The organism is Stenotrophomonas sp. WHRI 8082 (assembly GCF_040223995.2).
In the GTDB taxonomy this organism is placed as follows: domain Bacteria; phylum Pseudomonadota; class Gammaproteobacteria; order Xanthomonadales; family Xanthomonadaceae; genus Stenotrophomonas.
This window is the reverse complement of record NZ_CP167826.1, coordinates 964,360-990,706: the sequence shown is the minus strand read 5'-3', so window position 1 is coordinate 990,706 and position 26,347 is coordinate 964,360. Positions and strand designations below refer to the sequence as shown.

The 26,347-nt window shown below is 66.1% G+C and carries 20 protein-coding genes; 13 read left to right on the top strand and 7 right to left on the bottom strand.

Annotation, left to right across the window (positions count from 1 at the left end; genetic code table 11):
- Positions 1-41: 41 nt before the first annotated feature.
- The gene (locus tag ABRP17_RS04280; RefSeq protein ID WP_188327344.1) at positions 42-1,652 is read right to left on the bottom strand and encodes a PAS domain-containing sensor histidine kinase; all 1,611 of its coding nucleotides are present in this window, start codon (positions 1,650-1,652) and stop codon (positions 42-44) included.
- Between the two features lie 294 nt (positions 1,653-1,946).
- Between ABRP17_RS04280 and sucC the strand changes: the two genes are divergently transcribed.
- From sucC to ABRP17_RS04245, 7 genes are all read left to right on the top strand, one after another.
- A complete protein-coding gene (gene sucC, locus ABRP17_RS04275) occupies positions 1,947-3,116 on the top strand; it encodes an ADP-forming succinate--CoA ligase subunit beta (protein WP_057506903.1) in 1,170 nt (389 codons plus the stop codon).
- Positions 3,117-3,137: 21 nt separating this feature from the next.
- Positions 3,138-4,013: a succinate--CoA ligase subunit alpha gene (gene sucD / locus ABRP17_RS04270; protein ID WP_188324773.1), complete on the top strand. Its 876-nt coding sequence runs from the start codon at positions 3,138-3,140 to the stop codon at positions 4,011-4,013.
- A 251-nt stretch (positions 4,014-4,264) separates the two neighbouring features.
- Positions 4,265-5,899 (top strand): NAD+ synthase, encoded by a 1,635-nt coding sequence (locus tag ABRP17_RS04265; RefSeq protein WP_349984902.1) that lies wholly within the window; start codon positions 4,265-4,267, stop codon positions 5,897-5,899.
- A 107-nt stretch (positions 5,900-6,006) separates the two neighbouring features.
- On the top strand, positions 6,007-6,972 hold the full coding sequence (locus ABRP17_RS04260) for a hypothetical protein (protein ID WP_349984901.1): 966 nt from the start codon (positions 6,007-6,009) through the stop codon (positions 6,970-6,972).
- Between the two features lie 81 nt (positions 6,973-7,053).
- Positions 7,054-7,914, top strand: coding sequence for a hypothetical protein (locus tag ABRP17_RS04255; RefSeq protein ID WP_349984900.1), 861 nt, complete (start codon positions 7,054-7,056; stop codon positions 7,912-7,914).
- A gap of 56 nt (positions 7,915-7,970) precedes the next feature.
- On the top strand, positions 7,971-9,089 hold the full coding sequence (locus ABRP17_RS04250) for a hypothetical protein (RefSeq protein WP_349984899.1): 1,119 nt from the start codon (positions 7,971-7,973) through the stop codon (positions 9,087-9,089).
- Between the two features lie 19 nt (positions 9,090-9,108).
- Positions 9,109-10,050: a hypothetical protein gene (locus ABRP17_RS04245; RefSeq protein WP_372486888.1), complete on the top strand. Its 942-nt coding sequence runs from the start codon at positions 9,109-9,111 to the stop codon at positions 10,048-10,050.
- A gap of 77 nt (positions 10,051-10,127) precedes the next feature.
- On the opposite strand, the gene ABRP17_RS04240 is transcribed toward ABRP17_RS04245, so the two are convergent.
- Positions 10,128-11,012 (bottom strand): outer membrane protein assembly factor BamD, encoded by an 885-nt coding sequence (locus tag ABRP17_RS04240; protein ID WP_188324767.1) that lies wholly within the window; start codon positions 11,010-11,012, stop codon positions 10,128-10,130.
- Positions 11,013-11,126: 114 nt separating this feature from the next.
- Here ABRP17_RS04240 and rluD point away from each other — a divergent pair, with 114 nt between their 5' ends.
- Both rluD and pgeF read left to right on the top strand, forming a co-directional pair.
- Positions 11,127-12,116 (top strand): 23S rRNA pseudouridine(1911/1915/1917) synthase RluD, encoded by a 990-nt coding sequence (rluD, locus tag ABRP17_RS04235; RefSeq protein WP_188324766.1) that lies wholly within the window; start codon positions 11,127-11,129, stop codon positions 12,114-12,116.
- A complete protein-coding gene (gene pgeF, locus ABRP17_RS04230) occupies positions 12,113-12,883 on the top strand; it encodes a peptidoglycan editing factor PgeF (protein WP_349984897.1) in 771 nt (256 codons plus the stop codon). The genes rluD and pgeF overlap by 4 nt, the downstream gene beginning before the upstream one ends.
- 793 nt (positions 12,884-13,676) lie before the next feature.
- Here pgeF and otsA read toward each other — a convergent pair.
- The 4 genes from otsA to ABRP17_RS04210 form a co-directional block, all read right to left on the bottom strand.
- Complete coding sequence (gene otsA, locus ABRP17_RS04225; RefSeq protein WP_188324764.1) at positions 13,677-15,041, bottom strand: alpha,alpha-trehalose-phosphate synthase (UDP-forming); 1,365 nt, start codon at positions 15,039-15,041, stop codon at positions 13,677-13,679.
- Positions 15,038-16,819 carry a glycoside hydrolase family 15 protein gene (locus ABRP17_RS04220; RefSeq protein ID WP_349984896.1) on the bottom strand — a complete coding sequence of 594 codons (1,782 nt, stop codon included), beginning with the start codon at positions 16,817-16,819 and terminating at the stop codon, positions 15,038-15,040. The genes otsA and ABRP17_RS04220 overlap by 4 nt, the downstream gene beginning before the upstream one ends.
- A gap of 36 nt (positions 16,820-16,855) precedes the next feature.
- Positions 16,856-17,614 (bottom strand): trehalose-phosphatase, encoded by a 759-nt coding sequence (gene otsB / locus ABRP17_RS04215; RefSeq protein ID WP_349984895.1) that lies wholly within the window; start codon positions 17,612-17,614, stop codon positions 16,856-16,858.
- A gap of 107 nt (positions 17,615-17,721) precedes the next feature.
- Entirely contained in the window at positions 17,722-20,151 is a 2,430-nt protein-coding gene (locus ABRP17_RS04210; RefSeq protein ID WP_349984894.1) for a TonB-dependent receptor, read from the bottom strand.
- A 255-nt stretch (positions 20,152-20,406) separates the two neighbouring features.
- On the opposite strand from ABRP17_RS04210, the gene ABRP17_RS04205 reads away from it, so the two are divergent.
- The 4 genes from ABRP17_RS04205 to ABRP17_RS04190 all read left to right on the top strand — a co-directional run bounded on the left by ABRP17_RS04205 (position 20,407) and on the right by ABRP17_RS04190 (position 25,307).
- On the top strand, positions 20,407-20,883 hold the full coding sequence (locus ABRP17_RS04205) for a DUF3574 domain-containing protein (RefSeq protein WP_192081002.1): 477 nt from the start codon (positions 20,407-20,409) through the stop codon (positions 20,881-20,883).
- Entirely contained in the window at positions 20,850-21,746 is an 897-nt protein-coding gene (locus ABRP17_RS04200) for an SH3 domain-containing protein (RefSeq protein ID WP_349984893.1), read from the top strand. Before ABRP17_RS04205 ends, ABRP17_RS04200 begins: the two co-directional genes overlap by 34 nt.
- 74 nt (positions 21,747-21,820) lie before the next feature.
- The gene (locus ABRP17_RS04195; protein WP_188324759.1) at positions 21,821-23,539 is read left to right on the top strand and encodes a thiamine pyrophosphate-dependent enzyme; all 1,719 of its coding nucleotides are present in this window, start codon (positions 21,821-21,823) and stop codon (positions 23,537-23,539) included.
- A 175-nt stretch (positions 23,540-23,714) separates the two neighbouring features.
- Positions 23,715-25,307, top strand: coding sequence for a hypothetical protein (locus tag ABRP17_RS04190; protein WP_349984892.1), 1,593 nt, complete (start codon positions 23,715-23,717; stop codon positions 25,305-25,307).
- A 182-nt stretch (positions 25,308-25,489) separates the two neighbouring features.
- Here the strand turns inward: ABRP17_RS04190 and ABRP17_RS04185 are convergent, their stop codons facing one another.
- Positions 25,490-26,200 carry a glutathione S-transferase family protein gene (locus ABRP17_RS04185; RefSeq protein WP_349984891.1) on the bottom strand — a complete coding sequence of 237 codons (711 nt, stop codon included), beginning with the start codon at positions 26,198-26,200 and terminating at the stop codon, positions 25,490-25,492.
- Positions 26,201-26,347: the final 147 nt, after the last annotated feature.

The following is a 26,347-nucleotide window of genomic DNA, read 5'->3' as shown; positions in this document are numbered from 1 at the left end:
GGGGACGGTAGCGACAAATCATTGACGCGTGTGCGGCGCGATCATGGCCTGACCAATGCGTGCGGCGCGGGCAGGATCACCCGGAAGCAGGCCCCGCCCGCAGGCACCGGGACGTACTCCAGGCGCGCCTGGTTGGCGCGGCAGAGCTCGCGCGCGATGTACAGGCCCAGGCCGGTGCCATGCTCGGACGTGGTGAAGAACGGGTTGAACAGCTGCGCCGCCACCGCATCGGGAATGCCGGGGCCGCGGTCCATCACATCCACCACCGGGCCGCTTTCCTGGCGCGCCACGCGTAGCCGGATACGGGCGGGCTGCTCGCCGATCCGGCCGTACTTCAGCGCATTGTGGACCAGGGCGGTCAGGATCTGGTGCAGGTGGCGCGGGTCCACCTGGGCCGCAACGGAGGTGTCGGAAATGATCGATTCCACGCTGTCGGTTTCCAGCGACAGGCCCTGCTTGTACTCCAGTACGAAGCGGCGCACGAAGGCAGCCAGGTCCACGTTCTCCGGATTGGCGCGTTCGCGGCGGGCCAGTCCCAGCACGCTCTCCACGATGCCATTGGTGCGCTGGCACTGCTGGTGGATGATCTGCAGCAGCCGGCGGTCGCTTTCGCTGAAGTTGCCGTCTTCTTCTTCCAGCAGCTGCACGGCGTAGTTGATGGCGGCCAGTGGGTTGCGGATTTCATGGGCAAGGCTGGCCGAAAAGCGCCCCATCGCAGACAGCGTGAGGGATTCGGCCCGCCGCGATACCACGCTGGTGTCGTCCAGGAAGATCAGGGTCAGGTCGCTGCCGCTGCGCAGGCGGGCGAAGCGCGGCTGTACCTCCGGCTGGTCCGGTGACAGCTGCAGCGGCGCCTCTTCCTGGTTCCAGCCATTGCGCCAGCGCTGCAAGCGGCGTGACAGCTCCGGCGCCGCACTGCCCAAGCCCGCTCGGCCACCGTCACCCCCGCTGTCGCCCAGCAGGGTCGACGCTGCCTCATTGGCCAGCGTGATGCGGTTCTGCCCGTCCACCACCAGTACGCCGGTGCGCATGCGGCGGATGATCAGCTCGTTGATCTGGAACAGGTCGGCGACCTCGTCACCGCGTTGGTTGGCCAACTGTTGGTTGCGCCGTGCACGGTGGGCGACCTCCGAGCTGATGAAGGCCAGCGCCAGGTAGCTGGTCGTGAACATGGCCAGCTCGGCCAGCGTGCGGGTGGGGGCACCGCCCTCCAGCAGCTTCCACAGGTATTCGGCCACGGTGGCCACGCTCGCACCCAACGCCAGGGAAAGCCCGAGCGACAACGGCAGCATGGTGGCGGCGGCAGCGATATTGAACAGCAGCGACATCGATATGCCGGCGCTGGCACCCGGCAAGGCATGGGCCAACAACGAGGCGGCGAGGATGTCCAGGGTCACGCCGGCGAGCACGATGGGCCGCAGCCAGCGCTCGCTGCGGCCGAGCAGCAGCATCAGCACGGACAGCAGCCAGTAGCCGCCGGACACGTAAGCGGCCAGCGTCGGGTGGTGCGCCTCGCCCAGCAGCCCGGCCATCGGGCTGAACATCAGGCCGGCGATCGCGGTGGCGATCAGCAGGCGATACAAGGCGAAGAAATACAGTTCGCGCCGAGGGATGGACTCGATGCGGTCGATCAATGAGGCGGTGGGTGCCACGCCAAAACTCCCCTTCTGGCTGCCGCGCAGTATAGGCACGGTTGTCGTTCCTCCGCGCCGTTCGGGCTGGTCAGCGTGCGCGCAGGCCCTGGACGGGTCCACGGGCACGCCGCGGGGGGCACCACAAATGCCTGAAATCCCAGCAGAAAACGGCCGCATGCTGGATTTTGCGTCGCCGTCTTTGCGCCACGCGCCGGGGTCAGCCACAATAGCGGGCCCGCCGCTGTTCGTGCCGGTGCTCCTGCGAGGGAGCCTTGGAGATGCGTGCGGTCGTTCCTATTCCCACGGTGACGCATGAATTTCCACGAATACCAGTCAAAACAGCTGCTTGCCGAGTACGGCATTCCCGTCCCGGCCGGCAAGGTCGCGGCTACCCCGGACGAAGCAGTCGCAGCAGCGACCTCGCTGGGCCAGGGCCCCTGGATGGTCAAGGCGCAGATCCACGCTGGCGGCCGAGGCAAGGCTGGCGGCGTCAAGTTCTGCAAGACCACCGACGACGTGAAGGCCGCTGCGGCCAAGATGCTCGGCACCAAGATGGCCACCTACCAGACCGCAGGCGTCGAGCTGCCGGTCAACCTGGTGCTGGTGACCACCGCCGGTGAGATCGTCAAGGAGCTGTACCTCTCGGTGCTGGTCGACCGTGGCACCAAGACCATCACCTACATCGCTTCTTCGGAAGGCGGCGTGGAAATCGAGCAGGTCGCTGCCGAAACGCCGGAGCTGATCCATTCGCTCAACGTCGACTTCGTCGAGGGCGTGCAGGGTTACCACGGCCGTGATTTCGGCTTCAAGCTCGGCCTCACCGCCAAGCAGGCCGGCCAGTTCGCCAGCATCATGGTGAACCTGTACAAGCTGTTCAACGAAAAGGACCTGGCGCTGGTTGAAATCAACCCGTTGGCCATCCTGGACGACGGCAACCTGTACGCGCTGGACGGCAAGTTCGACAGCGACGACAACGCCGCGTTCCGTCAGAAGGCTCTGGTCGCCATGCGCGACAAGACGCAGGAAGACGAAACCGAAGTGACCGCTTCGGAGCTGGACATCAACTACGTCACCATGGACGGCAACATCGGCTGCATGGTCAACGGCGCAGGCCTGGCCATGGCCACCATGGACGTCATCAAGCTCAACGGCGGCGAGCCGGCGAACTTCCTGGACGTGGGCGGCGGTGCGAACAAGCAGCGCGTCATCGAAGCGTTCAAGCTGATCCTGTCCTCGGACAAGGTCGAAGGCATCTTCGTCAACATCTTCGGCGGTATCGTCCGCTGCGACATGATCGCCGAGGGCATCATCGCGGCAGTCAAGGAAGTGGGCGTCAAGGTCCCGGTCGTGGTGCGTCTGGAAGGCACCAACGTGGAAGAAGGCAAGCAGCTGCTGCGTGACAGCGGCATGGCCATCATCCCGGCTGACAACATCAACGACGGCGCCAAGAAGGTCGTTGAAGCTGTCAAGAACGCCGCCTGATTCGACACCGAAGGAAATCCAATGTCAGTTTTGATCAACAAGAACACCAAGGTGATCGTGCAGGGCTTTACCGGCCAGCAGGGCACCTTCCACGCGACCCAGATGATCGAGTACGGCACCCAGGTCGTCGGCGGCGTGACCCCGGGCAAGGGTGGCACCACCCACATCGACCTGCCGGTGTTCAACACCGTGGCCGATGCCGTGCAGAACACCGGCGCCGATGCGTCGGTGATCTACGTGCCGCCGCCGTATGCGGCTGACGCGATCCTGGAAGCGGCTGCGGCCGGCATCAAGGTCATCGTGTGCATCACCGAAGGCATTCCGGTGCTGGACATGCTGCGCGTCAAGAACGTGCTGACCCGTGCCCATCCGGACACCGTGCTGGTCGGTCCGAACTGCCCGGGTGTCATCACCCCCGGCGAGTGCAAGATCGGCATCATGCCGGGCCACATCCACATGCCGGGCAAGATCGGCATCGTGTCCCGTTCGGGCACCCTGACCTATGAAGCGGTCAAGCAGACCACGGAAGTCGGCCTGGGCCAGTCCACCTGCATCGGCATCGGCGGTGACCCGATCAACGGCCTGAACTTCGTCGACTGCCTCAAGCTGTTCAACGAAGATCCGCAGACCCTGGGCATCATCATGGTCGGCGAAATCGGCGGCGACGCCGAAGAAGCGGGCGCTGAATACATCAAGCAGTTCGTGAAGAAGCCGGTCGTCGGCTTCATCGCCGGCGCGTCGGCACCGGCCGGCAAGCGCATGGGCCATGCCGGTGCGATCGCATCGGGCGGCAAGGGCACGGCGGAAGGCAAGTTCGCAGCGATGGAAGCTGCGGGCGTGGTCACGGTCCGTTCGCCGGGCGACCTGGGCGCGGCCATCGCCAAGCTGGTCAAGTAAGATCGCTGTCGGCCCCGGCCGGCACGATCGGTAGCGCCGGGCCCCGCTCGGCGACTGCCAGCGAAAACAGAGAGCCGCCTTCGGGCGGCTTTCTGCGTATGGGCGGAGCGGTCCGGCAGGACGGCAGCACGCCAGCACGGCAGGTAGCGCCGAGCCATGCTCGGCGGAAGGCGTCCGCAAGGTTGCAGCAGGATCGCCCGCGATGGCCCGGCGCTACAATGGCGGCATAGCAACCACAGGCTGGAATCTTCATGGCTTCGATCCGCATCGCGATGGCGCAGTTTGATTTCCCGGTCGGCGCGGTCGCCGCCAACACCGATCGCATCATCGAAATGATCGAGCAGGCGCGCGACGACCACGGTGCCGACCTGGTGGTGTTCCCGGAACTGGCCATCAGTGGTTATCCACCGGAGGACCTGTTGCTGCGCCCCGGCTTCCTGCGCCACTGCGAGCAGGCGATGGAATGCATCGCGGCATCGTGCAAAGGCATCACGGCGGTGGTGGGCTGGCCGCAGCCGGCCGGGCCGGTGGTGTACAACGCCGCCAGCGTGCTCCGCGATGGCATCGTGGAAAAAACGTACCGCAAGCGCGAGCTGCCCAACTACGCCGTGTTCGACGAGCGCCGCTACTTCGACATCGATCCGGACGGCCCCAGCTGCGTATTCGAGGTCAACGGCGTGCCGGTGGGCGTGCTGATCTGCGAAGACCTGTGGTTCGCCGAACCGCTGGCCGATACCGTGCGCAGTGGGGCGCAGCTGGTGGTGGTGCCCAATGCCTCACCTTACGAGCGCGGCAAGCACGCGCAGCGCGATGCCGTGCTTGCCGCGCGCACGCGGGAAAGCGGTGCGGCGATCGCCTACCTCAACGTGGTCGGCGGCCAGGATGCGCTGGTGTTCGATGGCGCTTCGGTGGTGGCCGATGCCGATGGCACGGTCCACCCGGCGGCCGCTGCGTTCACCGAGCAGTGGCTGGTCGTGGAATACGAGAGCGAGCAGCGCCGGTTCCTGCCGCTACTGTGGATGGACGACGGCGATGAAAGCATGGACGCGCTGGCTTGGCGCGCGGTGACCCGTGGGTTGCAGGATTACTGCGCCAAGAACGGCTTCCAGAAAGTCTGGCTGGGCCTGTCCGGCGGAATTGATTCGGCGCTGGTGCTGGCGATGGCCGTGGATGCACTGGGAGCAGAGAATGTCACGGCCGTTCGGCTGCCATCGCGCTACACCGCAGGGCTGTCCAATGACCTGGCCGCCGAGCAATGCGAGGCGCTGGGCGTGAAGCTGGAGCAGGTGTCGATCGAGCCGGCGTTCAAGGGCCTGATGGAGGCGTTGGCGCCGATGTTCGAAGGCACCACGCCCGACATCACCGAAGAGAACCTGCAGAGCCGCAGCCGCGGGGTGATCCTGATGGCACTGGCGAACAAGTTCGGCGGGCTGCTGCTCACCACGGGGAACAAGAGCGAGTATGCCGTGGGCTACGCGACCATCTACGGCGACATGTGCGGTGGCTACGCGCCGTTGAAAGACCTGTACAAGACAGAAGTGTTCGGCTTGGCGAAGTGGCGCAACACCGTGGGGGGCGCGCCGGTCATTCCGCCTGCGGTGATCAGCCGGCCGCCATCGGCCGAGCTGCGCGACAACCAGACCGATCAGGACTCGTTGCCGGCGTACGACGTGCTCGATGGCATCCTGTACCGGTTCGTGGACCAGGAACAGTCACGCGAAGAGATCATCGCGGCCGGCTACGCCACCGAGGTCGTGGACCGGGTGCTGCGGTTGGTGCGGATCAGCGAGTGGAAGCGCCATCAGGCCGCGCCGGGACCGAAGGTGTCGCGACGCGCGTTCGGACGCGAGCGTCGCTACCCGATCACCAACGGCTATACCGGCTGAGGGCTGTCAACCAGCGTGCATCGGTGCGCGCGTGCGCGGGAAATGGCAGTGGCGGGCTGCCACGTTGATTAACGTTCAGCAGACCTTCCCTTGTCTGTGCCGAACGCATGCCCCTTTCCATCTGCTCCAACCCGCCGCCCTCGTTTTCCCTTGCCGGGCACAGCGCGCGTGCTGTCTCCGGCGTTGCCAACGCGATACGCCACGTCGGCGTTGCGGCCCTGACCGTGCTGGACGAACTGGCGCCCAACCGCGTGCTGCGTGGGCTTCGGCGCGTGCTGCCTGGCGCACTGGCGTTGTCGGCGATCAGCAATGTAGCGGCCAGCCCGCTCCGCCATGGCGGCGGTTATCAGACCGAGGCCAATTATCTTTTTGATCTCGATGCTGCTGAACTGCGCACGTGCCTGGGGGGAACCGGCGCTGGCCCGCTTCCCGCGGAGCGGTACGCAGCTCAATGCCTGACGGAGTCTCTGCTGCGTATCTGCGCGCAGGGGACGGATCCCGGCTGCGTGGACGCAGCGGCAAGGACGTTGAACAGGGGAATGCAGCAGGCGGTGAACAGCGCAACCGATAACCGTCGGGCTGACGTGGAGGTGGGAAGCAACGAGCTGGTCCGTGATGGGCAGCTCACAGCGCGCCAAGCATCGCAGAAGGCAAAACAGGAAACGCGAAAGCACTTTGTGGATTCGGACGAGTATCGCACCGCGATGTCGGTACTGGAGACGGCGCTGGGCAGGCAGACCCGACGTGATCTGACCGATACCACCGTTCGCTATACCGCCGACGAGGTGCAGCTACTCATCGGCAATCCGCTGCAAGGCGAGCCCTTCTGGAGCGAGGCCGTGGCGCCGGCCGTGCAGCTGGGGCGCGCCCGGGCTGAGGCAGGCGAGCAGGTGTACATCCAGCGTCCCGAGCTGGTGGACGAACAATGGCATGCGGATTTCCTGCAGGACGTTGCTCTCCGGTACCCGCAGGCGGGGCAGGCGAAATTGACGCCTGAGCAGGCGAAGCAGGTGTTGCGCGATCTTGCATTCTGGCTCAATCACCGCGACCCAGGGCCAGGACGTCCCGGCTGATGCGCTGGCACGGCGTCTGGTGGTACGCCTGCCGCCCGCACTACCGACGGGGGACCGACGCAGACAAAGGATGTGGCGCAGATGAAGGTTCATGACGGTTTTGTAATGGCGCTGGGCCTGATAGCTGCAGTGCAGGGACGTCCCTCGCTGTCTTCAGCGCAGGGTGGCCGGCACACGCGCCCGCTGATGGAACTCCCCCTTTCCGACATCTGCAACCAAGGTCGTCACTGGCAGGTGCCGGCCAACGCCGGCGACAGATCGGGCCGGAGTGCCCTGCCGTTGCGGGATGATGACAGGCAGCTGCATGGCTGCCTGCAACGGCACCAGGCGCACGGCCTACCCGATGCCCGTGCCGAGGCGTTGTGTCTGCAGGAGCAGGCCGTAGCGGCCCGTGAAGCGGGGGACGATCCCTGGTGCCTGCGCGCTCTCGGCCGACACGCCAAGCGTGCGCTGGAGCAGCGTGTACACCGCCAGGCGCCGGACCCCCGTCCCACTGCGGTGGCTCGTACGCTGCCCGACCTGCAGGATGTGATCCAGCGCAAAGCGCGGAACACCGGCGAGTATCAGCAGATTCTGCAGAGGCTGGAATCGGCTTATTTCGATCTGATCGACTCCGATCCAGATGGCGCGCCGCTGGGTATGGCAGGCAGTGATCTGCTGGGCCGAGTGCGCGAGCTTGACAGGGTCGAGCCGATCGGCAGCCGTGCCATGCAGCGGTTTGACTGGGCACTGCGTGCTGCAGGGGCAGCGCTGCATCCACTGTTGCAGCGCACCGGCCATCACCTGATCGACGCTCGCCCTGAACATTACGCCACCGCGCTGGGTCCGGAACTGGACGAGTGGCTCAACCTTTCGCTGCCGCAGGCGGATGGAAGAGCGATCAGTGACCTTCAGCGCGATCACGTCACCGGCTTGTTGGCCGCTTGGTTGAACCGACACTGACGACAGCGGCAGGACGCTGAGGCGGATTCATCATCACTTGAAAGAAGGACATCGACATGGAAATTCCAGCAGCTCCCGCGCTCGCCGCCCCCTGCACCATGGCGGGGGGAGTGCGCGATCATGGATCAATACCGTTACGTGGGCACCAGCGACTCGTGCCTGGTTGGGTCGGCAACGTCACCGCCGGGGTGGCAAGGGCGACGCTGGGCGCGCTCGATCTGATGGCCCCCCGGCGCGTGCTGGATAACGCGGCGCGATGGTTCACGATTGGCGTCGGTCTGGCCGCTGTAGGCAACGCACAGGGGCGCGGCTTGACCAGACACATCCCACCTCCCTTCAGTCCGGATATCGCTGGACATCCGCATTGGAACCGTCTTGATTCACTGCGCAGCACGGGCTGGCGGGGCGCAGATGCCGAGTTTCTTCACCTTGACGAAGATCCCGCTTTTGCAGTGGACCAGGAGCGTGACAGCGGCTCGCGCCCAACTGCGCTGGAGACGATGTTCGAACGGAACGTGGTGTCTGGTTTGCAGGCGTGCATGAAAAAGCTCGGCGATGCAGTGGAAACGGGCAAGGCCGAGCGCGACAGCCATGTCATGGCGCACTGCCTTGTTGCCGAGGCGATGGCGGTGTGCGGCGAATCAGGCGATGGCGCGTGCCTGGACGTGGTCGACCGCACGGTACAGACCCTGCAGCCGGCTGTGGCAGGCGATGAAGAGGCGGGACAGGAGGATGAAGATGCGCGGACACTCTTCGACGAACTGCATCCCAAAGCTGCTGCAGATCCCGTCTACCACAAGGCGCTGGACGGGCTTCGCCACGCGCTGAGGAAGTCGCTGGGCGAGGCGTTTACGCAGCTGGCGCGGCCTTGCACTGGCCAGGACGTGTACGCGCTGGTGGAGCAGTCTGCCCACCGAGAGGCGTTGCGTGGTGCGTGCAGCCAAGCCGGTCTGCAACTGCGCTCGGTTGTTCATCGGCTGGCTGCGCAGGCCTATCAGCTGCAGCCGCAGCGTTTGGATGACTCCGCGCTCGGGGCTGTTGAAAACGGGTTGGATCAGCGGTACCCGGTCGACAGCGTAGTGCCCATCACGAAGGGCCAGCTGAGGTTCGTGCTGGCCGAGCTCGCACAACGGCTCAATGAGCGCCATGCCGCCGCAGCAGGGACCGCATCGTGAGCGGCCGCCAGGTGCAGGAATGATCCTCTCGACAACCTGTCCGGGCGCTTGCGTCATACAGCGGGCGCCCGATGAGGGGCGATCACCTGGATTACTGCAGTTCGGCGCGGCGCTGCGCGGGGTAAGCAACACGGTAGTGCCGCTGGGTAGGGCGGTGATGGGCGCATTGGATGCTCTGGCGCCGGGTCGCCTGCTGCGCACTGCTGCGACGTGGTGGGCCATCGGCGCAGCGCTGACGCGGGTGTGCAGGGCAGAGGGCGGCGTACAGCCCCTGCACCTGGACGCCGTCGGTTCCGATCCTGCCGTCTTGTACACGTCACTGCAGCCCGCACTGGCAGCGTGCATCAGCGAACTCGGTGCGGGTTCGCACGAGGCTTCTTTTGTTGTCGCACACTGTCTGACGGCTGCTGCCGCCGCGGCGTGCGCCGATGGCGGCATCCCCGGCTGCGTCAGTGTGATCGAGCGAAGCGTTCAGCGGGATTCTGCAGGTGCGTGCGCGGTGGCGGCTGAGGAAATACGGGTCGACTGTATGCCGGCGCGTCGGCATCTGCTGCGGGATACCCGGCAATCCGACACCTATCTGAACGCGATGAACGCGCTGGAACGCGTGGTCGTGCAACTGCGAGGTGTCGATGCTCCGGCACCTTCGGCGGCGTATACCGCTGATGACCTGCATGCGCTTTTTGAAGGCGACATGAGCGTGGAAGATCCGTTGGAGCCGGTGGGCGTACAGGGCAAACTGATCCATGCCGCGTTGTCGGGTCAGCTTATGCACCTGTACCAGTTGCATCCTCAGCACATGGATACGGCCTGCCGTGGGCAGATCGGCCGGTGGCTGGACGAAGCATGGCCGCGTCCACGGCACCAAGGGGAGCGCCATGCGGATCTTTCCGACAAGCAGATCACGGGCGTGCTGCAGGAACTGGCGCGCTTCCTGAATCGGAAGCACGGCCTGGGCTGAGAGCTCTACGCTGGCCTGCGAAAAAAAAAACGCCCCGCGAAAGCGGGGCGTTTGTCTGACCGGTATACCCGTTGAACCTACTTGCGGTTCATCGTCGCATTGCGCTGGCCGGTGGTGGCCGACTTCTCACCCGCGAACGGGTTGAGCTTGCGGACCATCCACGGGTAGTCCGGCCACTCGTTCTTCAACCACGGATGGTCCGGGGCGTTCAGCTCCAGCACGCGACGGGCGTCGTCGGCCAGGACCTTGTTGCCTGCGTGGGTATAGGCATCTGCCAGCACCGCCACCGCGTCGTACTGGTAGGCACTCTGCGGATAGGTCTCCAGCAGATAGGTGGCACGGCCTGCGGCCGACAGCCACGCCTCGCGACGCAGGTAGTACAGCGCATTGTCCAACTCGTGCTGGGCGAATACGTCGCGCAGGTCGATCATGCGCTTGCGCGCATCCGCGGCGTAGCGGCTGTTCGGATAGCGGTCAACGACGATGTTGAAGTCCGCAAAGGCCTGACGCGGCGTGGACAGATCGCGGCGACTTGCATCGAGTGACCATACGCGGCGGAGGAAAACCGTATCGCGATTACTGTTGGCCAAGCCACGCAGGTAGTAGAGATACGACACGTTGCGGTGGGTCGGGTAGGTCCGGATGAAGCGATCGACGCTGGAAACCGCGTCATCGTTCTTGCCGGCCTTGTACTGGGCGTAGGCGGTTTCGATCATCGCCTGCTCGGTATAGGGACCGTACGGATACTGGGCCACCAGGCGGCGGAAGCTGGCCTCGGCGCCGCTCCAGTTGCCGCCTTCCATCAGGCCGTGGCCCTTCTGGTACAACGTCTCGACCGGCAGGCCATCATCAGGGTTATCGCCCTTGGTGCCGCGGTTGCAGCCGGTGGCGGCGATCACCAGGACCAGCAGCAGGGCGGTCAGGCGGACGGGCGCGAAGAACGGGGAAGAGCGTCGGATCATGGTGTCAAGGCGGGACGCGGCTGGAATACGAAGGGTCGATGATAGCCTAGTGTCCTGTCCAGCGACTGAAACAGGTCGCCGGGATCCCCGATTTCGTCTTGAAAAGTTGCCGCCATGTCCGATTCCTCTGCTGAACAGGCCCGCCAGGCCACCGTCCCCGATACCGCTGCAGGCCGCCGCTTCGATGCGGTGCTGGCCGAGCTGTTTCCGGAATACTCCCGCTCCAAGCTGACCGAATGGATCAAATCCGGCGATGTGCTGCTGGACGGGGTCACCGTGCGCGGACGCGACCCGGTCCGTGGCGGTGAGGTCGCCACCCTGAATGCGGTGCTGGAAACCCAGACCCACGCCGAGCCGGAAGACATCCCGCTGGATGTGCTGTTCGAGGATGAGCACCTGCTGGTGATCAACAAGCCGGTGGGCCTGGTGGTGCATCCGGGTGCCGGCAATTCCAGCGGCACGCTGGTCAACGCACTGCTGTACCGCGATGCGTCGGTGTCGGCGCTGCCGCGCGCTGGCATCGTGCATCGCCTGGATAAAGACACCAGTGGCGTGATGGTCATCGCCCGCACCATCCAGGCGCAGACCGCCCTCGTGGAGCAGTTGTCCGAGCGCCAGGTGCACCGCCAGTACCTGGCCGTCGTGGTGGGGGCGCTGGTGGCCGGTGGCACGGCCGATGCGCCGATCGATCGCCATCCCCGTGATCGCCTGAAAATGGGCGTGCGCGAAGACGGCAAGGAAGCGATCACCCACTACCGCCTGCGCGAGCGGTTCCGCGCGCACACCGCGCTGGAATGCCGCCTGGAGACGGGCCGTACCCACCAGATCCGTGTGCATATGGCGCATCTGCGCCACGCGATCGTCGGTGACCAGTTGTACGGCGGTGCGTTGAAGCTGCCGAAGGGCGCCAGTGACGAGCTCGTCGCTGCGCTGCGCGGATTCAAGCGGCAGGCGCTGCATGCCGAGACACTGGAATTCAACCACCCGATCACCGGGGAGCCGGTGCGTAACACTGCCCCCGCGCCGGCGGACATGCTGCAGCTGATGAAAGCCCTGCATGACGACAGCAAGGCCTTCGCCGAACGCGAGCGGAACCGCTGGTGAGTGCGGGTGCGCTGCCGCTGCTGACGCCGGATTGGCCAGCCCCGGCCGGCGTGCACGCGTTGACCACGCGGCGGTACGGAGCGGGGGTGTCGCAGCCTCCGTTCGATCAGTTCAATCTGGGCAATCGACACACCGCTGACGGCGACATTCCCGCCAGTGTGGAGTCCAATCGTCGCCTGTTGCAGGAGGGGCTTGGCCTGCCTTCCACGCCGCACTGGCTGCGGCAGGTCCATGGCACGACGGTGCTGCGCTTTGATGCAGCGCCTGCGGACGGAGGCGGCGAGCCGGTCGCCGATGCCGCGGTGACATCGGTCCCCGGTGTGGTGCTGGCCATCCTGACCGCCGACTGCCTGCCGCTGGTACTGGCTGCGCGCGATGGCAAGGAGGTGGGCGCTGCCCACGCAGGGTGGCGGGGGCTGGCTGACGGGATGTTGGAGCAGACGGTCGCGGCGATGGAGACGGCACCGGCCGATCTGGTGGCATGGCTGGGTCCGGCAGCGGGCCCGGCGGAGTATGAAATCGGCGAGGACGTCTACCGTGCATTCGTCGGGCACGATGCCGCGGCGGGCGCTGCCTTCGCGGCGACGCGGGCGGGGCATTGGAAGGTCGACCTGTACGCACTTGCGCGGCAGCGGCTGCAGGCGGCTGGCATGAACGCAGCCGATGTCCACGGTGGCACGCTGTCAACGATCGCAGATCCTGGATTTTTCTCGCACCGGCGAGACCGCCGTACCGGGCGCATGGCCACGCTGGTCTGGATGGCGTAGCGCGGAGCCGTGCTCGGCGGAATGTGTCCGCCAACGGCCCGCTGCGCTCGCCGACCATGGGTCGGCGCTACCGATGTCGGATGCTCTGCTAGCGCTGAGCCGTGCTCGGCGGCGTGTGTCCGGCCACGGCCCGCTGCGCTCGCCGACCATGGGTCGGCGCTACGGATGTCGGATGCTCTGCTAGCGCCGAGCCGTGCTCGGCGGAATGTGTCCGGCAACGGCCCGCTGCGCTCGCCGACCATGGGTCGGCGCTACCGATGTCGGGTGCTCTGGTAGCGCCGAGCCGTGCTCGGCGGAATGTGTCCGGCCACGGCCCGCTGTGCTCGCCGACCGTGGATCGGCGCCACCGATGTCCGATGCTCTGGTAGCGCCGAGCCGTGCTCGGCGGAATGTGTCCGGCCACGGCCCGCTGCGCTCGCCGACCATGGGTCGGCGCTACCGATGTTGGATGCTCTGGTAGCGCCGAGCCGTGCTCGGCGGAATGTGTCCAGCCAACGGCCCGCTGCGCTCGCCGACCATGGGTCGGCGCCACCGATGTCCGATGCTCTGGTAGCGCCGAGCCGTGCTCGGCGGAATGTGTCCGGCCACGGCCCGCTGCGCTCGCCGACCATGGGTCGGCGCTACCGATGTTGGATGCTCTGGTAGCGCCGCGCCGTGCTCGGCGGAATGTGTCCAGCCAACGGCCCGCTGCGCTCGCCGACCGCGGGTATGCCGGTCGTCCTGACCGGCACCCTACGGGCCGTCGCAAGCGACGTTGGCAGCGGCTCCTGCCGCTGCCTTCGGCGCTACCGGTTCAGGCTTCCAGGGCCTGCAGGAAGCTCTGCCGCCAGTGATTGATGTCATACGTGCGCAGGTGCTCCATCATCGCGTGCCAGCGCTCCTGGCGGCGTTTCAGCGGCATCGTGGCAGCGGTGGCAATGGCATCGGCCACGCCGTCCAGATCATGCGGATTGACCAGCAGCGCCTGCTTCATCTCATCAGCCGCACCGGCCAGGAGGGACAACACCAGCACCCCCGGGTTCTCCGGATCCTGCGAGGCCACGTATTCCTTGGCGACCAGGTTCATGCCATCGCGCAGCGGGGTCACCAGTCCCACGGCCGCCGCGCGGTAGAAGCCGGTCAGCGTGGAATGGGTGAAGTTCTGGTTGACGTAGCGCAGGGGCGTCCAGTCCGGTGCGGCATGGCCCCCGTTGATGTGTCCGGCGATCTGCTCCAGCTGGCTGCGAAGGTGGCGGTACTCGGTGACGTCGCCGCGTGAGACGGGTGCGATCTGCAGATAGGTCAGGCTGCCATGCTGGTCGGCGTGGCGTTCCAGATAACGCTCGAATCCCTGGAAGCGCTCCGGCAGGCCCTTGGAGTAGTCCAGCCGGTCCACGCCGATCGCCAGCTGACGGTTGCGCAGGCTGTTGCGCAGGTCCTTGACCGCGGTCTTGTTGGCGGCCGCCTTGGCCTGCTGGGCGATACGTTCGGTATCGATGCCGATGGGAAAGGCCGCCGCGCGGAAGTGCCGACCATCCGGGGCTTCCAGTTGACCATCGCCGAGCACGCGCCCCCCGCCGAACAATCGCAGATAGGTCTGGAACCGATCCGCATCGCGCTGGGTCTGGAAGCCCACCAGGTCGCAGGCGTACAGCGAGGAAAACAGGCGCAGATGGTCCGGCATCGCCTGCAGCAGATCGGCCGACGGCATCGGCACGTGCAGGAAGAAGCCGATCCGGCAGCCGATGCCGCGCTCGCGCAGCATGGCCGCGAGCGGGATCAGGTGGTAGTCGTGGATCCAGACGATGTCGTCCTCGCGCAGCAGCGGCGCGAGTTTGCTGGCGAACAGCTCGTTGACACGGTGGTAGGTCTCGCGCGTGCCCCGGTCGTAGTCCACCAGGTCCAGGCGGAAGTGCAGCAGCGGCCACAACGTGCGGTTCGCGAAGCCGTTGTAATAGCCATCCACGTCGCGCTTGTTGAGGTCCATGGTGACGTAGCGGATGTCACCCTCCACCTGTTCGTGCAGCGCGCCGCTGTTTTCCTTGACCGACTTGCCACTCCAGCCGAACCACACACCGCCGCGCTCCTTCAGCGCGGCGAGCAGGCCGACCGCCAGGCCGCCGGGCCGTGTATCGCCGGGGATCGCAACCCGATTGGAAACAACGACGAGCCGACTCACGAGGCCTCCTGCCAGGAACGCGACAAGCGCATCGCCGCAGTGATCAGACCCACGTGCGAATACGTCTGCGGGAAGTTACCCCAGGCCTCACCGGTCTCGAAGGAAAGATCCTCGGACAGCAGGCCCAGATGGTTGCGGCGCGACAACAGGACCTCGAACATCGCGCGTGCTTCGTCCATGCGACCGATCGCGGCGAGTGCGTCGATGTACCAGAACGTGCAGATGGTGAAACTGGTCTCCGGTTCGCCGAAATCGTCCGGCGCGACGTAGCGGTACAGCGCATCGCCATGCTTCAGGTCGCGGCCGATGGCTTCGACGGTGGCGACGAAGCGTGCATCTTTGGCTTCGATGAAACCGATGTCGGCGAGTAGCAACAACGAGGCATCCAGGCGGTGGCCACCGAAGGCATCGGTGAAGTAGCCGAGTTCTTCGCTCCACGACTCGCGCATGATGCGCTGGTGGATGGTATCGGCGCGACCGCGCCAGTAGTCCGCGCGGTCGTCGAGCTTCAAGCGCACGGCGATCTTGCACAGGCGATCGCAGGCGGCCCAGCACATTGCTGCGGTGTATGTATGCACTTCAGTGCGACCACGGAACTCCCACAGGCCGGCATCGGGCACGTCATGCAGCAGGAAGGCCTGTTCGCCCAGCGGCTCCAGCCGCGCGAACGCATGCTCATCGCCAGGGTCCTGCAGGCGACGGTCGAAGAACAGTTGGGTCGAGGCAAGTACCACGCTGCCGTACACATCATGCTGGCGCTGCACCCAGGCCAGATTGCCGCGGCGCACCGGGCCCATGCCACGGTAGCCGGACAACGAAGGCACTTCGTGCTCGTCCAGCGTGGCCTCGAAGCCGATGCCGTACAACGGCTGCAAGGTGCCGTCGGCGGTGGCGAGATTGAAGATGTAGCCGAGGAACTGCTCCATGGTGCGGGTAGCACCCAGGCGGTTGAGCGAACGCACCACGAAGGCTGCATCGCGCAGCCAGCAATAGCGGTAATCCCAGTTGCGGATGCTGCCGGGTGCTTCCGGGATGGATGTCGTCATGGCGGCGATGATCGCGCCGCTGTCCTCGTACTGGCACAACTTCAGCGTGATCGCGCTGCGGATCACCGCGTCCTGCCACTCCAGCGGGATGGAAAGATAGCGGACCCACTCGCGCCAGTAGTCCCGCGTGCGCTGGAACGCTTCCTGCACATAGCCGCTGAGTGAGCGGTTGAGGGATTCGTCCACGCCCAGCACCAGGTGGACAGGATGGTTGAGGACGAAGGGCAGGCTCTCGCGCACGAAGCGGATGGGCACATCGGTGGTCAGGCGCAGCACGTGGTCGGGCAGGACCCAGCGCACATGGTTGCTGCCCCAGGTGGAGTCCGGCACGCGCTGGCCCCAGTCTGCCAAGGGCCGCGCCAATACGCGGATGCGCGGGCTGCCCGAGATCGGGCGTACCTGGCGGATCAGGCTGACGGGCCGATAGAAGCGGTCGTTCTGACGCCAGCGCGGGGCGAAGTCGATGATCTCGATCGCGCCGCCATGGGTATCGCGCAACACCGTCCGCAGGATCGCGGTGTTGCTGATGTACTCCTGCTCGGTGCTGTCCAGGTCCTCCAGTTCAACGGTGAAGTCACCGCCTTCCTGTTGGTTGGGGCTGAGCAGGGCACAGAAGGTGGGGTCGCCGTCGAAGGTGGGGAGGCAGCTCCAGACAACGCGGGCCTGGCGGTCGATCAACGCACCAAAACTGCCGTTGCCGACAACGCCGAGGTTCAGATCAGGGTGGGTCATGGGCGGAACATCTCGTCTGCAGCCGTGGGGGCCGGCCTACCAGGCATTCTCACGCAACCATGCGTGCACGCTGCGTATGTCCTTGAGCTGGAACACCGCCGTGCTGGGGTCGCGTTCACCTACCAGCACGCTCCAGCCATGCAGGCCGTTGGCGGCGTCGAAGCCGTGCTCGTCGGTCAGGTCGTCGCCCAGGAACACCGGCAGACGCCCACGGAAGGGCAGGTACTGCATCATCCGGCGTACAGCGCGGCCCTTGTCGCTGCCGACCGGGACGAACTCGACGACGTGGTCGCCGGGTTGCAGCCGATAGCCCGCGTTGCCGCGGATATGACGGTCGGCGAAGGACCGGACCTGCTCGGCCGCGTGAGGTGCGGCACGCCAGTGCAGCGCCATGCTCGGGCCCTTGTCTTCCACCAGCACACCGGGGTGGCCGTGGGCAAAGCGCATGGCTTGCTCGTGCAGTGCATGCAGCCACTCGGTCGTGCTTTCGTCTTCCGTCGTGTCGTGGACCGTGCCGGACGCATCGCGCAGTTGGTGCCCATGCAGGCCCGCAGCCGGCAGATGCAGCGGCGCGAACAGCGCATCGAGCTGCGCCAGCGGACGGCCGCTGACCAGGGCGACGGCGCCCTCGAGTCGATCACTGATGCGACCGATGGCCTCTCGCACTTCGGGCAACAAAGTTACCGCGTCGGGGCTGTCTGCGAATTCGATCAAGGTGCCATCGACGTCGAGGAACAACGCGCAGGCGTCGTCCAGCAACGGTGGCGGCGGACGTAGGGGAAGGTCGTTTGCCATGCCGGGCACGATGCCAGCGCCGGTGTGAGCGCCAGGTCATCGCGGTGTAGCGCGTGGGGTCGGATCGCCTCCGCTGTGTGCAGCCGATCCGACCCCGGCGTCCTGCCTCAGAAGGTGTAGCGCACCCGCCCATAGAAGTACGCGCCGTTGCTGCCGATCGGTGACAACACGTCGTAGGGCAGGTTGCCGTAGTAGTAGATGTCTTCGTTGGACAGGTCGGGATAATTGTCGGTCAGGTTCTGCCCACCGATCGCCACGCTCCACTGCGGGGTGATGCGGTATTCCGCTTCCGCGTCCAGCTGCCACTCGGCCTGGTACGTCTGGGTGGGCTCGAAGCCGCCGCCGAAGTTGAACACCCGCGTGGCGCTGCCATGACGGCTGACACGGCTGGTCAGCGACCAGCGATCGTTGCTCCACGAGGCAGAAAACTGCGCACGTGTACGTGGCGTGGCATCGGTGAGGGTATTGCTTTCTTCCACGCCGAACAGCACATACGCCGGATCCAGCGCCTGCAGCGCCGACGGGGTCGGCAGCACGTTTTTCAGTTCTGTCTTGGCGTATGCCCAGGTGCCGGTCAGCTGCAGCTGACCATTCCCGAGCGCATGGCGCCAGTTGGCGACCAGTTCGGCACCCCGGGTGCGGGTATCGGCGGCGTTGACGAAGAAGCTGGCGCTTTCAAGGCCGGCGACGCCGTACTGCTGCTGCACGAATGCCGTCAGCGCATCGCCGGTGATTGCCTCGGAGAGTGCGATGCGGTCGTCGATGTCGATCTGGAACAGATCCAGCGACACATCGAAGTTCTCGCCGATGCGGCTGGTGAAGCCCAGGCTGGTATTGAGCGACTTCTCCGGCTTCAGGTCGGTGGCGCCAAGGCCGCGGGCGATCGGATTGTTCACCGAGAGCAGCCGCCCCTGCACCAGTTGGCCTGCGGCGTTGTAGCCGGTAGAGGTGGACTCGTAGCCGATCTGTGCCAGCGACGGTGCTCGGTAATTGTTCGATACCGAACCGCGCACAGCGAAGGCGGGGGTGAACTCGTAGCGCAGGCCGAGCTTGCCGGTCAGTTCGCCGCCGAAATCATCGTGGTGTTCGTAACGCGCGGCGACATCACTGGAAAGATGCTCGCCGAACTGGCTGGAGACGCTGGCGTAGACGCTGGCCACGTCGCGGGCCAGGTCGGCCGCGTCCTGCGGGGTCAAGCCGCCGCCGGCCTGCGAGCCGGTGGGACGGTCGGTGAACGGGCCGGCTGCATAACTGGCCGGATCGCCCGGGCGCGTCTCGTAGCGCTCATGGCGGGCCTCCGCGCCCACGCCCACGCTGTGGGTGATGTCCTCGCCCTGCTGGAAGACCCGGCCAAGGTCCAGGTTCGCCACGGTCTGCGCGTACTGGTAATCGGCGGTCTTGAAGCGGGTCGGGCTGGTGGGGCCCAGCGACGCATTCAACGTGTTGCGCATGCGATAGGTGAAGTCGTTCTGGCCGAAGTCCACGCTGGCGTCATAGGTCCATTCGCCCCACTGCCCACGGGCACCGGCCACCGCCTGCACGTCGCGGTTTTCGCCTTCGGAGATCGGGCGGTAGCCGTTGGGATAGAGCTCCTTCCAGTTCGCTTCGCCGTCGGGGTAGCGGAAGTAGTTGGCGCCTTCGCTGTCGCGCTGGTTGTAGGTGCCAAAGGCATAGAACGTACTGGTTTCGCCAAACGGGATCTCCGTGTTCAACCAGGCGTTGAGGTCCTTGCTGGCACCGTCGCCCAGGACGTAATTGCGCTGGCCCCGCAGCGCCAGGTTGGCATCAGTCTGGTCCCACGGCGGGATCTGGTCGAAGCCTGCGCGATTGGTGGCTTCGCGGTTTTTGTACTCCACGCCGACGCGCAGGAAGCCGCCGTCGTCGCTGAGTGCAGTGCCGACGTTGGCGCTGAAATTGCCGGTCTGGCCATCGGTCAGGGTGCGGCCGATCGGCTTGAGGTCGGTGTGATATGCGCCGAAGCTGGCCTCGATGGCGCCGCCTTCCGGGGTATTGTCCAGGATCACGTTGATGACACCCGCCACCGCGTCCGATCCGTACAGCGCGCCGGCACCATCGCGCAGCACTTCGATGCGCTTGATCGCGCTGACCGGGATGGCGTTGAAGTCCACCGGTGTGGTGCCGCGGCCGATCTTGCTGCCGGTGCTGACCAGGGCGCTGTGATGGCGGCGCTTGCCGTTGACCAGCACCAGTACCTGGTCCGGCGACAGGCCACGCAACTGCGCAGCGCGCACGTGATCGGCACCGCCCGAGTTGGACTGGCGCGGAAAGTTGAAGGAGGGCAGCAACGATTGCAGCGCGCTGCCGAGCTCGCCATTGATCACGCCGGCCTTGCGGATGTCTTCTGCCGTGAGCACGTCCACCGGCGAAATGGACTCCAGCACGGTGCGGTCCGATGCGCGGGTGCCGGTCACGATCACCGTGTCCAGGTTGGTGGCGTCCTGCGCGGTGGCCAGCAGGGGGAACAGTGCGAACGCGATGGCGAAGCCCAAGGGCGACGCGGTCAGGCGGTGGGACATGGAAACTCCGGTTGCGGGCACGACATGGGGAAGGGGCAGGATGGTTTCAGTTACATCCATCCGGATATAGCGATATATTATCTTGGCGTGATGGGAGATGCGACGCAAGTCCCTCTTTTTCATCGCATCAGCTGATGCCGCATCGGCATGTGGGTGGTTGCAGTTGCAACCTGTGTGGCTGTGTAGGCTGTGCCGTTGCGTGTCGTCCGCCGAGGAGACTTCGGCGTTACCGTGGGGTTCTGGAGAGTGTTGAAGATGAAGCGTTTTGCCGTACTGATTGCCTTGGCGTTGGCGACCACCGGGTGCACCACCTTGTCGGCGGGCACGCCGGCGGCATCGTCTGCCACCGCGGCCCTGCAGGGCGATGCCGCACGTCCGGCCAACGCCAACGGGTGGGTCCGCAGCGAGCTGTACTTCGGCGTAGGTGAGGAACGCGGTGCAGGTGAGCGCGAGCAGGCCAACACCATCAGTGACGCGCAGTGGCGCGCGTTCCTGGACAAAGAGGTGACGCCGCGCTTCCCCGATGGCTTGACCGTGTTCGATGCGTACGGTCAGTGGCTGTTCCGCGGTGACCCGGAACCCAATCGCCTGCGTACCAAGGTGTTGGTGGTGCTGCACGAAGACAGCCCGCAGCGCCGTGCCGACATTGAAGCGATCCGCCTGGCGTGGAAAACCGCGACCAAGCACCAGTCCGTGCTGTGGTCGCGCCAACCGGTGGAAGTGTCCTTCTGAACGCGCTGCGCTATGGGCTGCTGATCGCCGTGCTGGGCGGCTCCGGTGGGGTGGACGAGGTCCGTGCACAGGACCGCGAATCGATCCGCTTCGACGTCGCACCGGGTGTGCCCGTCGAGGCGACGGTGCGCGACGAGGGCGGTGTCGAGGTGCGCATCGGCAGCGCGGGTGCCATCCAACAGGTGGCGGGTGTGGCCGACGCGGATGGCAAGGCGCGGCTGGACCATGAGGACGTCGACTTCGACGGTCACCTGGATCTCGTGGTGCGGGCGAGCGTGGGGCAGGTCAACGAGGCGGTGGCGGTCTACCGCTACGACGCGGCCAGTAGGCGGCTGCAGACGCTGCGCGTGCCGTCCGGCACGCAGGCCAACTGCGATGGGTTGTGGTCGCTCACGGTGGATGTGTCCAGCCGGACGCTGGTCAGTACCTGCCGTGGCGGGCCCATGTGGTACACCGACCTTTATCGCTACGCGGGCGACGCGCTGTACCTGTATCGCGTCGAGCGGATGATGATGCTGGAGACGCCAGCGCTTGAGGCGGTGTTGGACGTCGACGTCGCCGAAGACGCTGGCCCGCTGGCGGTCTGGAGCACCTTGGCGGCCGACGGTCGGGTGCTGGAGCACGCCGTTGCCGGTGGCCTGGCAGTGCCCGCGCATGGCGTGCCCCTGAAGGGCGTGACGGCGCGTGTTGTCGCATCACGCCAACCGCTGTATGTCGCACCGGGAGATACGAGCACGCGCCGCTATCTGGTTGCCGGCGACCGCGTTGAGCTGTTGGACGAGCGCGATGGCTGGCTGCAGGTGCGCTACCGCAATCCATCCAAGGGACCGGTGCTGGGCTGGGTGCCCGTTGCTTTGCCGTAACCGGCGGCATGCCTACGGCGGTGTCACCGGAGGGGGCTTAGACTCCGGCGTTCCCTCTCCAGGAAGCCAAGGCCATGAGCAAGCGCGTCGCCGATATCGTTGTTGAGACCCTGCAGCAGGCGGGCGTACGACGCTGCTACGGCATTGTCGGCGACACCTTGAACCATGTCACCACGGCAATCCATGGCAGCGAGATCGACTGGGTGCACGTGCGCCACGAAGAGGTGGCCGCGTTTGCCGCCGGTGCCGACTCACTGATCAGTGGCGAGTTGACCGCGTGCGCCGGGTCGTGCGGGCCCGGCAGCCTGCACTTCATCAACGGCGTGTTCGAGAACAATCGCAATCGCGCGCCCATGGTCCTTATCGCCAGCCAGATCGTTACCAGCGAACTGGGCATGGAGTTTCCGCAGGAGGTCGATTTCAAGGCGGTGTATGCCAGTTGCAGCGTGTTCTGCGAGCAGGTGTACAGCGCCGAGCAGGCGCGCCGCGTGGTGACCCTGGCATGCCAGGCGGCGATCAGCCGACGTGGCGTGGCGGTGGTGATCCTGCCGTCCGACATCAGCGAACAGGCGGTCAAGCACGATCCGCCGTTCGCGGTGCATCGCGCGCAACCGGTGCTGCGTCCGTCGGACGAGGAGCTGCTGCGTATCGCCGAGCTGATCGGCCTCGGCAAGCGCATCGGCATCTATGCCGGTGCCGGCTGCGAGGGCGCGCATGCGCCGCTGCTGGAGCTGGCGAGGCGGCTCAATGCGCCCATCGCCCACACATCGCGGGCCAAGGATTTCGTCGAGCCTGAAAATCCCTTCAACATGGGCATGACCGGCATCTTCGGCATCGAATCGGGGTTCCACACGGTCATGGAGTGCGACACGTTGCTGCTGCTCGGCGCGGACTTCGCGTGGGGCCAGTACTACCCGGACAAGGCCACCATCATCCAGGTCGACCGTGATGGCAGCCATCTGGGCCGGCGCCATCCTGTGGACCTCGGTGTGGTCGGCGACATCCGGCCTACGCTGGAGGCGCTGCTGCCGATGCTGCCGCCGCGCGAAGACAGCGACTTCCTGGATGAGTGCATCAGCCACCGCGACAAGGCCCTGGCCAAGCGCGCCGCGGAGGAAGCGCCGGGTGAAGGGGGACTGATCCATCCGCAGTACCTGACCGCGCTGCTGGACCAGCACGCGGCCGACGATGCGCTGTTCACCGGCGACTGTGGCTCGCCGATGGTGTGGCTGCTGCGCCATATCCGCGTCAACGGCCGCCGGCGGACGCTGACCAGCCTGCTGCACGGCACGATGGCCAACGCCATGCCGCAGGCGCTGGGCCTGCAGAAGGCCTTCCCCGGCCGGCAGGTGGTCGCGCTGTGTGGCGACGGCGGCCTGACGATGCTGATGGGCGATCTGTTGACCGCGGTGCAGGAAAACCTGCCGATCAAGATCGTGGTGTTCAACAACGGCTCGCTCAACTTCGTAGAGCTGGAGCAGAAGGTAGAGGGCCTGTTGGACTACTACACCGAGTTGAAGAATCCGGATTTCGGCAAGCTCGCCGAGGTGATCGGATTCCATGGCCGCACCGTGACCCGCAGCGAAGAGCTGGCGCTGGCCGTGCAGGACCTGCTGGCACACCCCGGTCCGGCATTGCTCGATGTACACACCACGCCCACCGAGCTGGTGATGCCGCCGCAGGTCGAGGCCGGGCAGGTGGTGGGCACCGCGCGCTACATGGCCAAGGCGGTGCTGGCCGGGCGTATCGGCGAGGTCAAGGACCTGCTGGCGGACAACTTCCTGAAGCGCTGAAGCGGCCAGCGCCGCAGCCCTCCCGAGAGGGGAGGGCTCTGCGCCCGGGTGCAGGACGGTGCGGCCCGTGGCTGCGGTGATGCCCGGGTCGGGATGTTTCAGCACGAACCATCATTGGCATCCGGGCTTCGCGAGGCCTACCATCGGCGGTCCCCACACCCCCCACCGCCCCCACATGTCCGTTCCTGCTCCTGCCGCTCCGCGGCGCTGGTTCGTCGCCGGCGATCTCAATGGTTTCTTCGGCCTGGTGGTCGACAATCTGTCCATCCTCGGTTTCATCGCCATGGCGTTGGTGGGGATGTTCCAGTTCCCGGCCGAGGTGGTGTTCACCCGCATGTTCCCGGGCACCGCCTTTGGTGTGCTGGTCGGCAATGTGCTGTACACCGTCATGGCGCGGCGGCTGGCAGCGCGCACCGGGCGCGACGATGTCACCGCGATGCCGCTCGGGCTCGACGCGCCGACCAGCATCGGCATGGCCCTGCTGGTGCTGGGGCCGGCCTTCGTGGCCTTCAAGGCGCAGGGCATGGACCCGAACGCTGCAGCGATTGCCACCTGGCAACTGGGCATGGCCTCGCTGGTCATCATGGGCCTGCTCAAGCTGGTGCTCTCTTTCTTCGGCGAAGCGGTGACCCGCGCATTGCCGCGGGCCGCGTTGCTGGGCTCCATCGCGGGCATCGCGCTGGTGCTGATGGGCCTGTTGCCGCTGCTTGAAACGCTGCGCTCGCCCTTGGTCGGCTTCGTCACTTTGGGCCTGCTGCTTTATGTGCTGATCGCCAAGGGCAAGCTGCCGGTGCGCGGGCCTGGCGTACTGCTGGCCTTCGTCTTCGGTACCGTGCTGTATTACGGACTGGGCATGGCGGGGCTGGGTGCGCCCGGCTTCCAGATACCGGTGTGGGCAGCGCCGCAGATCGTGCTGCCGCTGCCGACGCTGGGCTTCCTCGACGGCATGCCGACGGCGATGACTTATCTGCCGCTGCTGTTGCCGTTCGGGTTGTTGATGGTGGTCGGTGGCATCAACGTGTCCGAGAGCGCGCGCGCTGCCGGTGATGACTACCGCACGCGTGACATCCTGCTGGTGGAAGCCGTCGCGACGCTGGTCGCGGGCGTCTGTGGCGGCGTTGCACAGACCACGCCGTATATCGGCCAGCCGGCGTACAAGCACATGGGCGCGCGTAGCGGTTACACACTGCTGACGGGGCTGTTCATCGGAATCGGCGGCATGCTGGGCATCGTATCGGGGCTGGTGCAGTGGCTGCCGCTGGCGGTGCTGGCGCCGATCATCGTCTACGTGGGCATCGACATCACCACCCAGGCCTTCCAGGCCACGCCGAAACAGCACGCCGGTGCGATGGTGCTGGGCTTCCTGCCATCGGCGGCCTACCTGTTGGCGATCAAGGCGCCGGGCTGGATCGCGCCGGAGCAGTTGGTGGCCATGCTGACCAAGGTGGATGGGCATGGGCTGCCCGAGCTGGCGGTGATCTTCGCGCTGGGCAATGGCTTCATCATCACCTCGATGCTGTGGATCGCCACGGTGGCGGCGATGGTCGACGGGCACCTGCGCCGGGCCTGTGGCTTCCTGCTGGTGGCTGCAGGGCTGACCCTGTTCGGGCTGATCCATTCGGTGGATCCCCGCGGTGGCATCTACCTGCCGTGGGACCTGCAGGGCCTGGCGCGCATCATCAGCTGGCAGTTCGCCGGGGCCTACGTTGCGCTGGCCGTGCTGCTGGCCCTGCTGTCGCTGCAGAAGCAGCCCGTCCCCCGCCCATGACGACCGCCGGTCGCTGACGGCCAGCGGCCGTCACTACCGTGCCATTCCGGCATAGGTAACCGTCTCATTCCGCCCCCCGGTAACCGTCTCATTCCGCCACCGGTAGCGCCGAGCCGTGCTCGGCGAGCGCAGCGGCAAGCGCCGACGCCAGGCGCCGACAGCCAGCGGCCATCTCTACCGTTTCATTCCGGCGCGTCCAGCTCCGGGTAATGGCGGAAGATGCCATTGGCGTTGAAGGCCACGCGCCGCTCGGATTTCAGGTACGCGGCAATGCCCGGCCGCTTTTCCACGCGGTCCTTCAGCGCTGCAAGCAGCGGCAACGAAGGCCACAGCGTGCGCATCCGCTGCGGGAACATGTAGTCCAGCCCGCTCAGCAGCTGGAAGAGCGACAGGTCGACGTAAGAGTGCTCGCGCAGCGGGTGCCGTCCGCCGTTCTCCTTGATCACGTTTTCGAAGTAGTCGAGGAACTTGGGCATCCGTTCTCCGCGCATCGAAGCTGCCCGCGCCTTCGCTTCGGCTTTCTGGTCTTCGTAGTACGCCGACGCCGCGATGGGGTGGTGGGTGTCATGTACCTCGGCGACCAGGTCGGCAATGGTCAGCTGAAGCTGCACGGCCTGCGTGCGTCGCGATGCGGCATGCGGCACCAGGTCCAGCGTGGGGCCGAGGAAATCCAGGATGGCGGCCACCTGTGCGACCACCTGCCGGCCGGCCTTGAGGAAGGGCGGGGCAAACGGGCGGCCCCCCTCGGCCTTGCCGGCGAGGAATGCGTCCATCACCTCATCCCCGTGTTCGCGCGCCATGTCGGTGTAACCGGCGCCGGCATCCTCCAACGCCAATCGGACGAACTCGCCACGCCCCTGGATCCCGGTCCAGTAATAAAGCTCGTAATGCATGTCGGTCCCGTGTCATGAAGGCGACGCCAGTATGTGACGCGGAAGGGCAGGGAACGGTGAGCATGGCCTGCACACCCTGTTTCCTCCGTCTGGCCGATGATCTCAGATGCCCTTGAAACCGGCGGCAGCAGCCGCATCTGGTGGGTA

Bases quoted from the DNA above. Each gene is read 5' to 3' on its own strand.
- ABRP17_RS04240 (WP_188324767.1), bottom strand. From the start codon at position 11,012: ATGATCCGACGCTCTTCCCCGTTCTTCGCGCCCGTCCGCCTGACCGCC.
- ABRP17_RS04195 (WP_188324759.1), top strand. From the start codon at position 21,821: ATGAGCAAGCGCGTCGCCGATATCGTTGTTGAGACCCTGCAGCAGGCG.
- ABRP17_RS04250 (WP_349984899.1), top strand. From the start codon at position 7,971: ATGGAAATTCCAGCAGCTCCCGCGCTCGCCGCCCCCTGCACCATGGCG.
- ABRP17_RS04245 (WP_372486888.1), top strand. From the start codon at position 9,109: ATGATCCTCTCGACAACCTGTCCGGGCGCTTGCGTCATACAGCGGGCG.
- sucD (WP_188324773.1), top strand. From the start codon at position 3,138: ATGTCAGTTTTGATCAACAAGAACACCAAGGTGATCGTGCAGGGCTTT.
- rluD (WP_188324766.1), top strand. From the start codon at position 11,127: ATGTCCGATTCCTCTGCTGAACAGGCCCGCCAGGCCACCGTCCCCGAT.
- ABRP17_RS04190 (WP_349984892.1), top strand. From the start codon at position 23,715: ATGTCCGTTCCTGCTCCTGCCGCTCCGCGGCGCTGGTTCGTCGCCGGC.
- ABRP17_RS04260 (WP_349984901.1), top strand. From the start codon at position 6,007: ATGCCCCTTTCCATCTGCTCCAACCCGCCGCCCTCGTTTTCCCTTGCC.
- ABRP17_RS04265 (WP_349984902.1), top strand. From the start codon at position 4,265: ATGGCTTCGATCCGCATCGCGATGGCGCAGTTTGATTTCCCGGTCGGC.
- ABRP17_RS04255 (WP_349984900.1), top strand. From the start codon at position 7,054: ATGAAGGTTCATGACGGTTTTGTAATGGCGCTGGGCCTGATAGCTGCA.
- otsB (WP_349984895.1), bottom strand. From the start codon at position 17,614: ATGGCAAACGACCTTCCCCTACGTCCGCCGCCACCGTTGCTGGACGAC.
- sucC (WP_057506903.1), top strand. From the start codon at position 1,947: ATGAATTTCCACGAATACCAGTCAAAACAGCTGCTTGCCGAGTACGGC.
- ABRP17_RS04220 (WP_349984896.1), bottom strand. From the start codon at position 16,819: ATGACCCACCCTGATCTGAACCTCGGCGTTGTCGGCAACGGCAGTTTT.
- ABRP17_RS04185 (WP_349984891.1), bottom strand. From the start codon at position 26,200: ATGCATTACGAGCTTTATTACTGGACCGGGATCCAGGGGCGTGGCGAG.
- ABRP17_RS04205 (WP_192081002.1), top strand. From the start codon at position 20,407: ATGAAGCGTTTTGCCGTACTGATTGCCTTGGCGTTGGCGACCACCGGG.
- ABRP17_RS04210 (WP_349984894.1), bottom strand. From the start codon at position 20,151: ATGTCCCACCGCCTGACCGCGTCGCCCTTGGGCTTCGCCATCGCGTTC.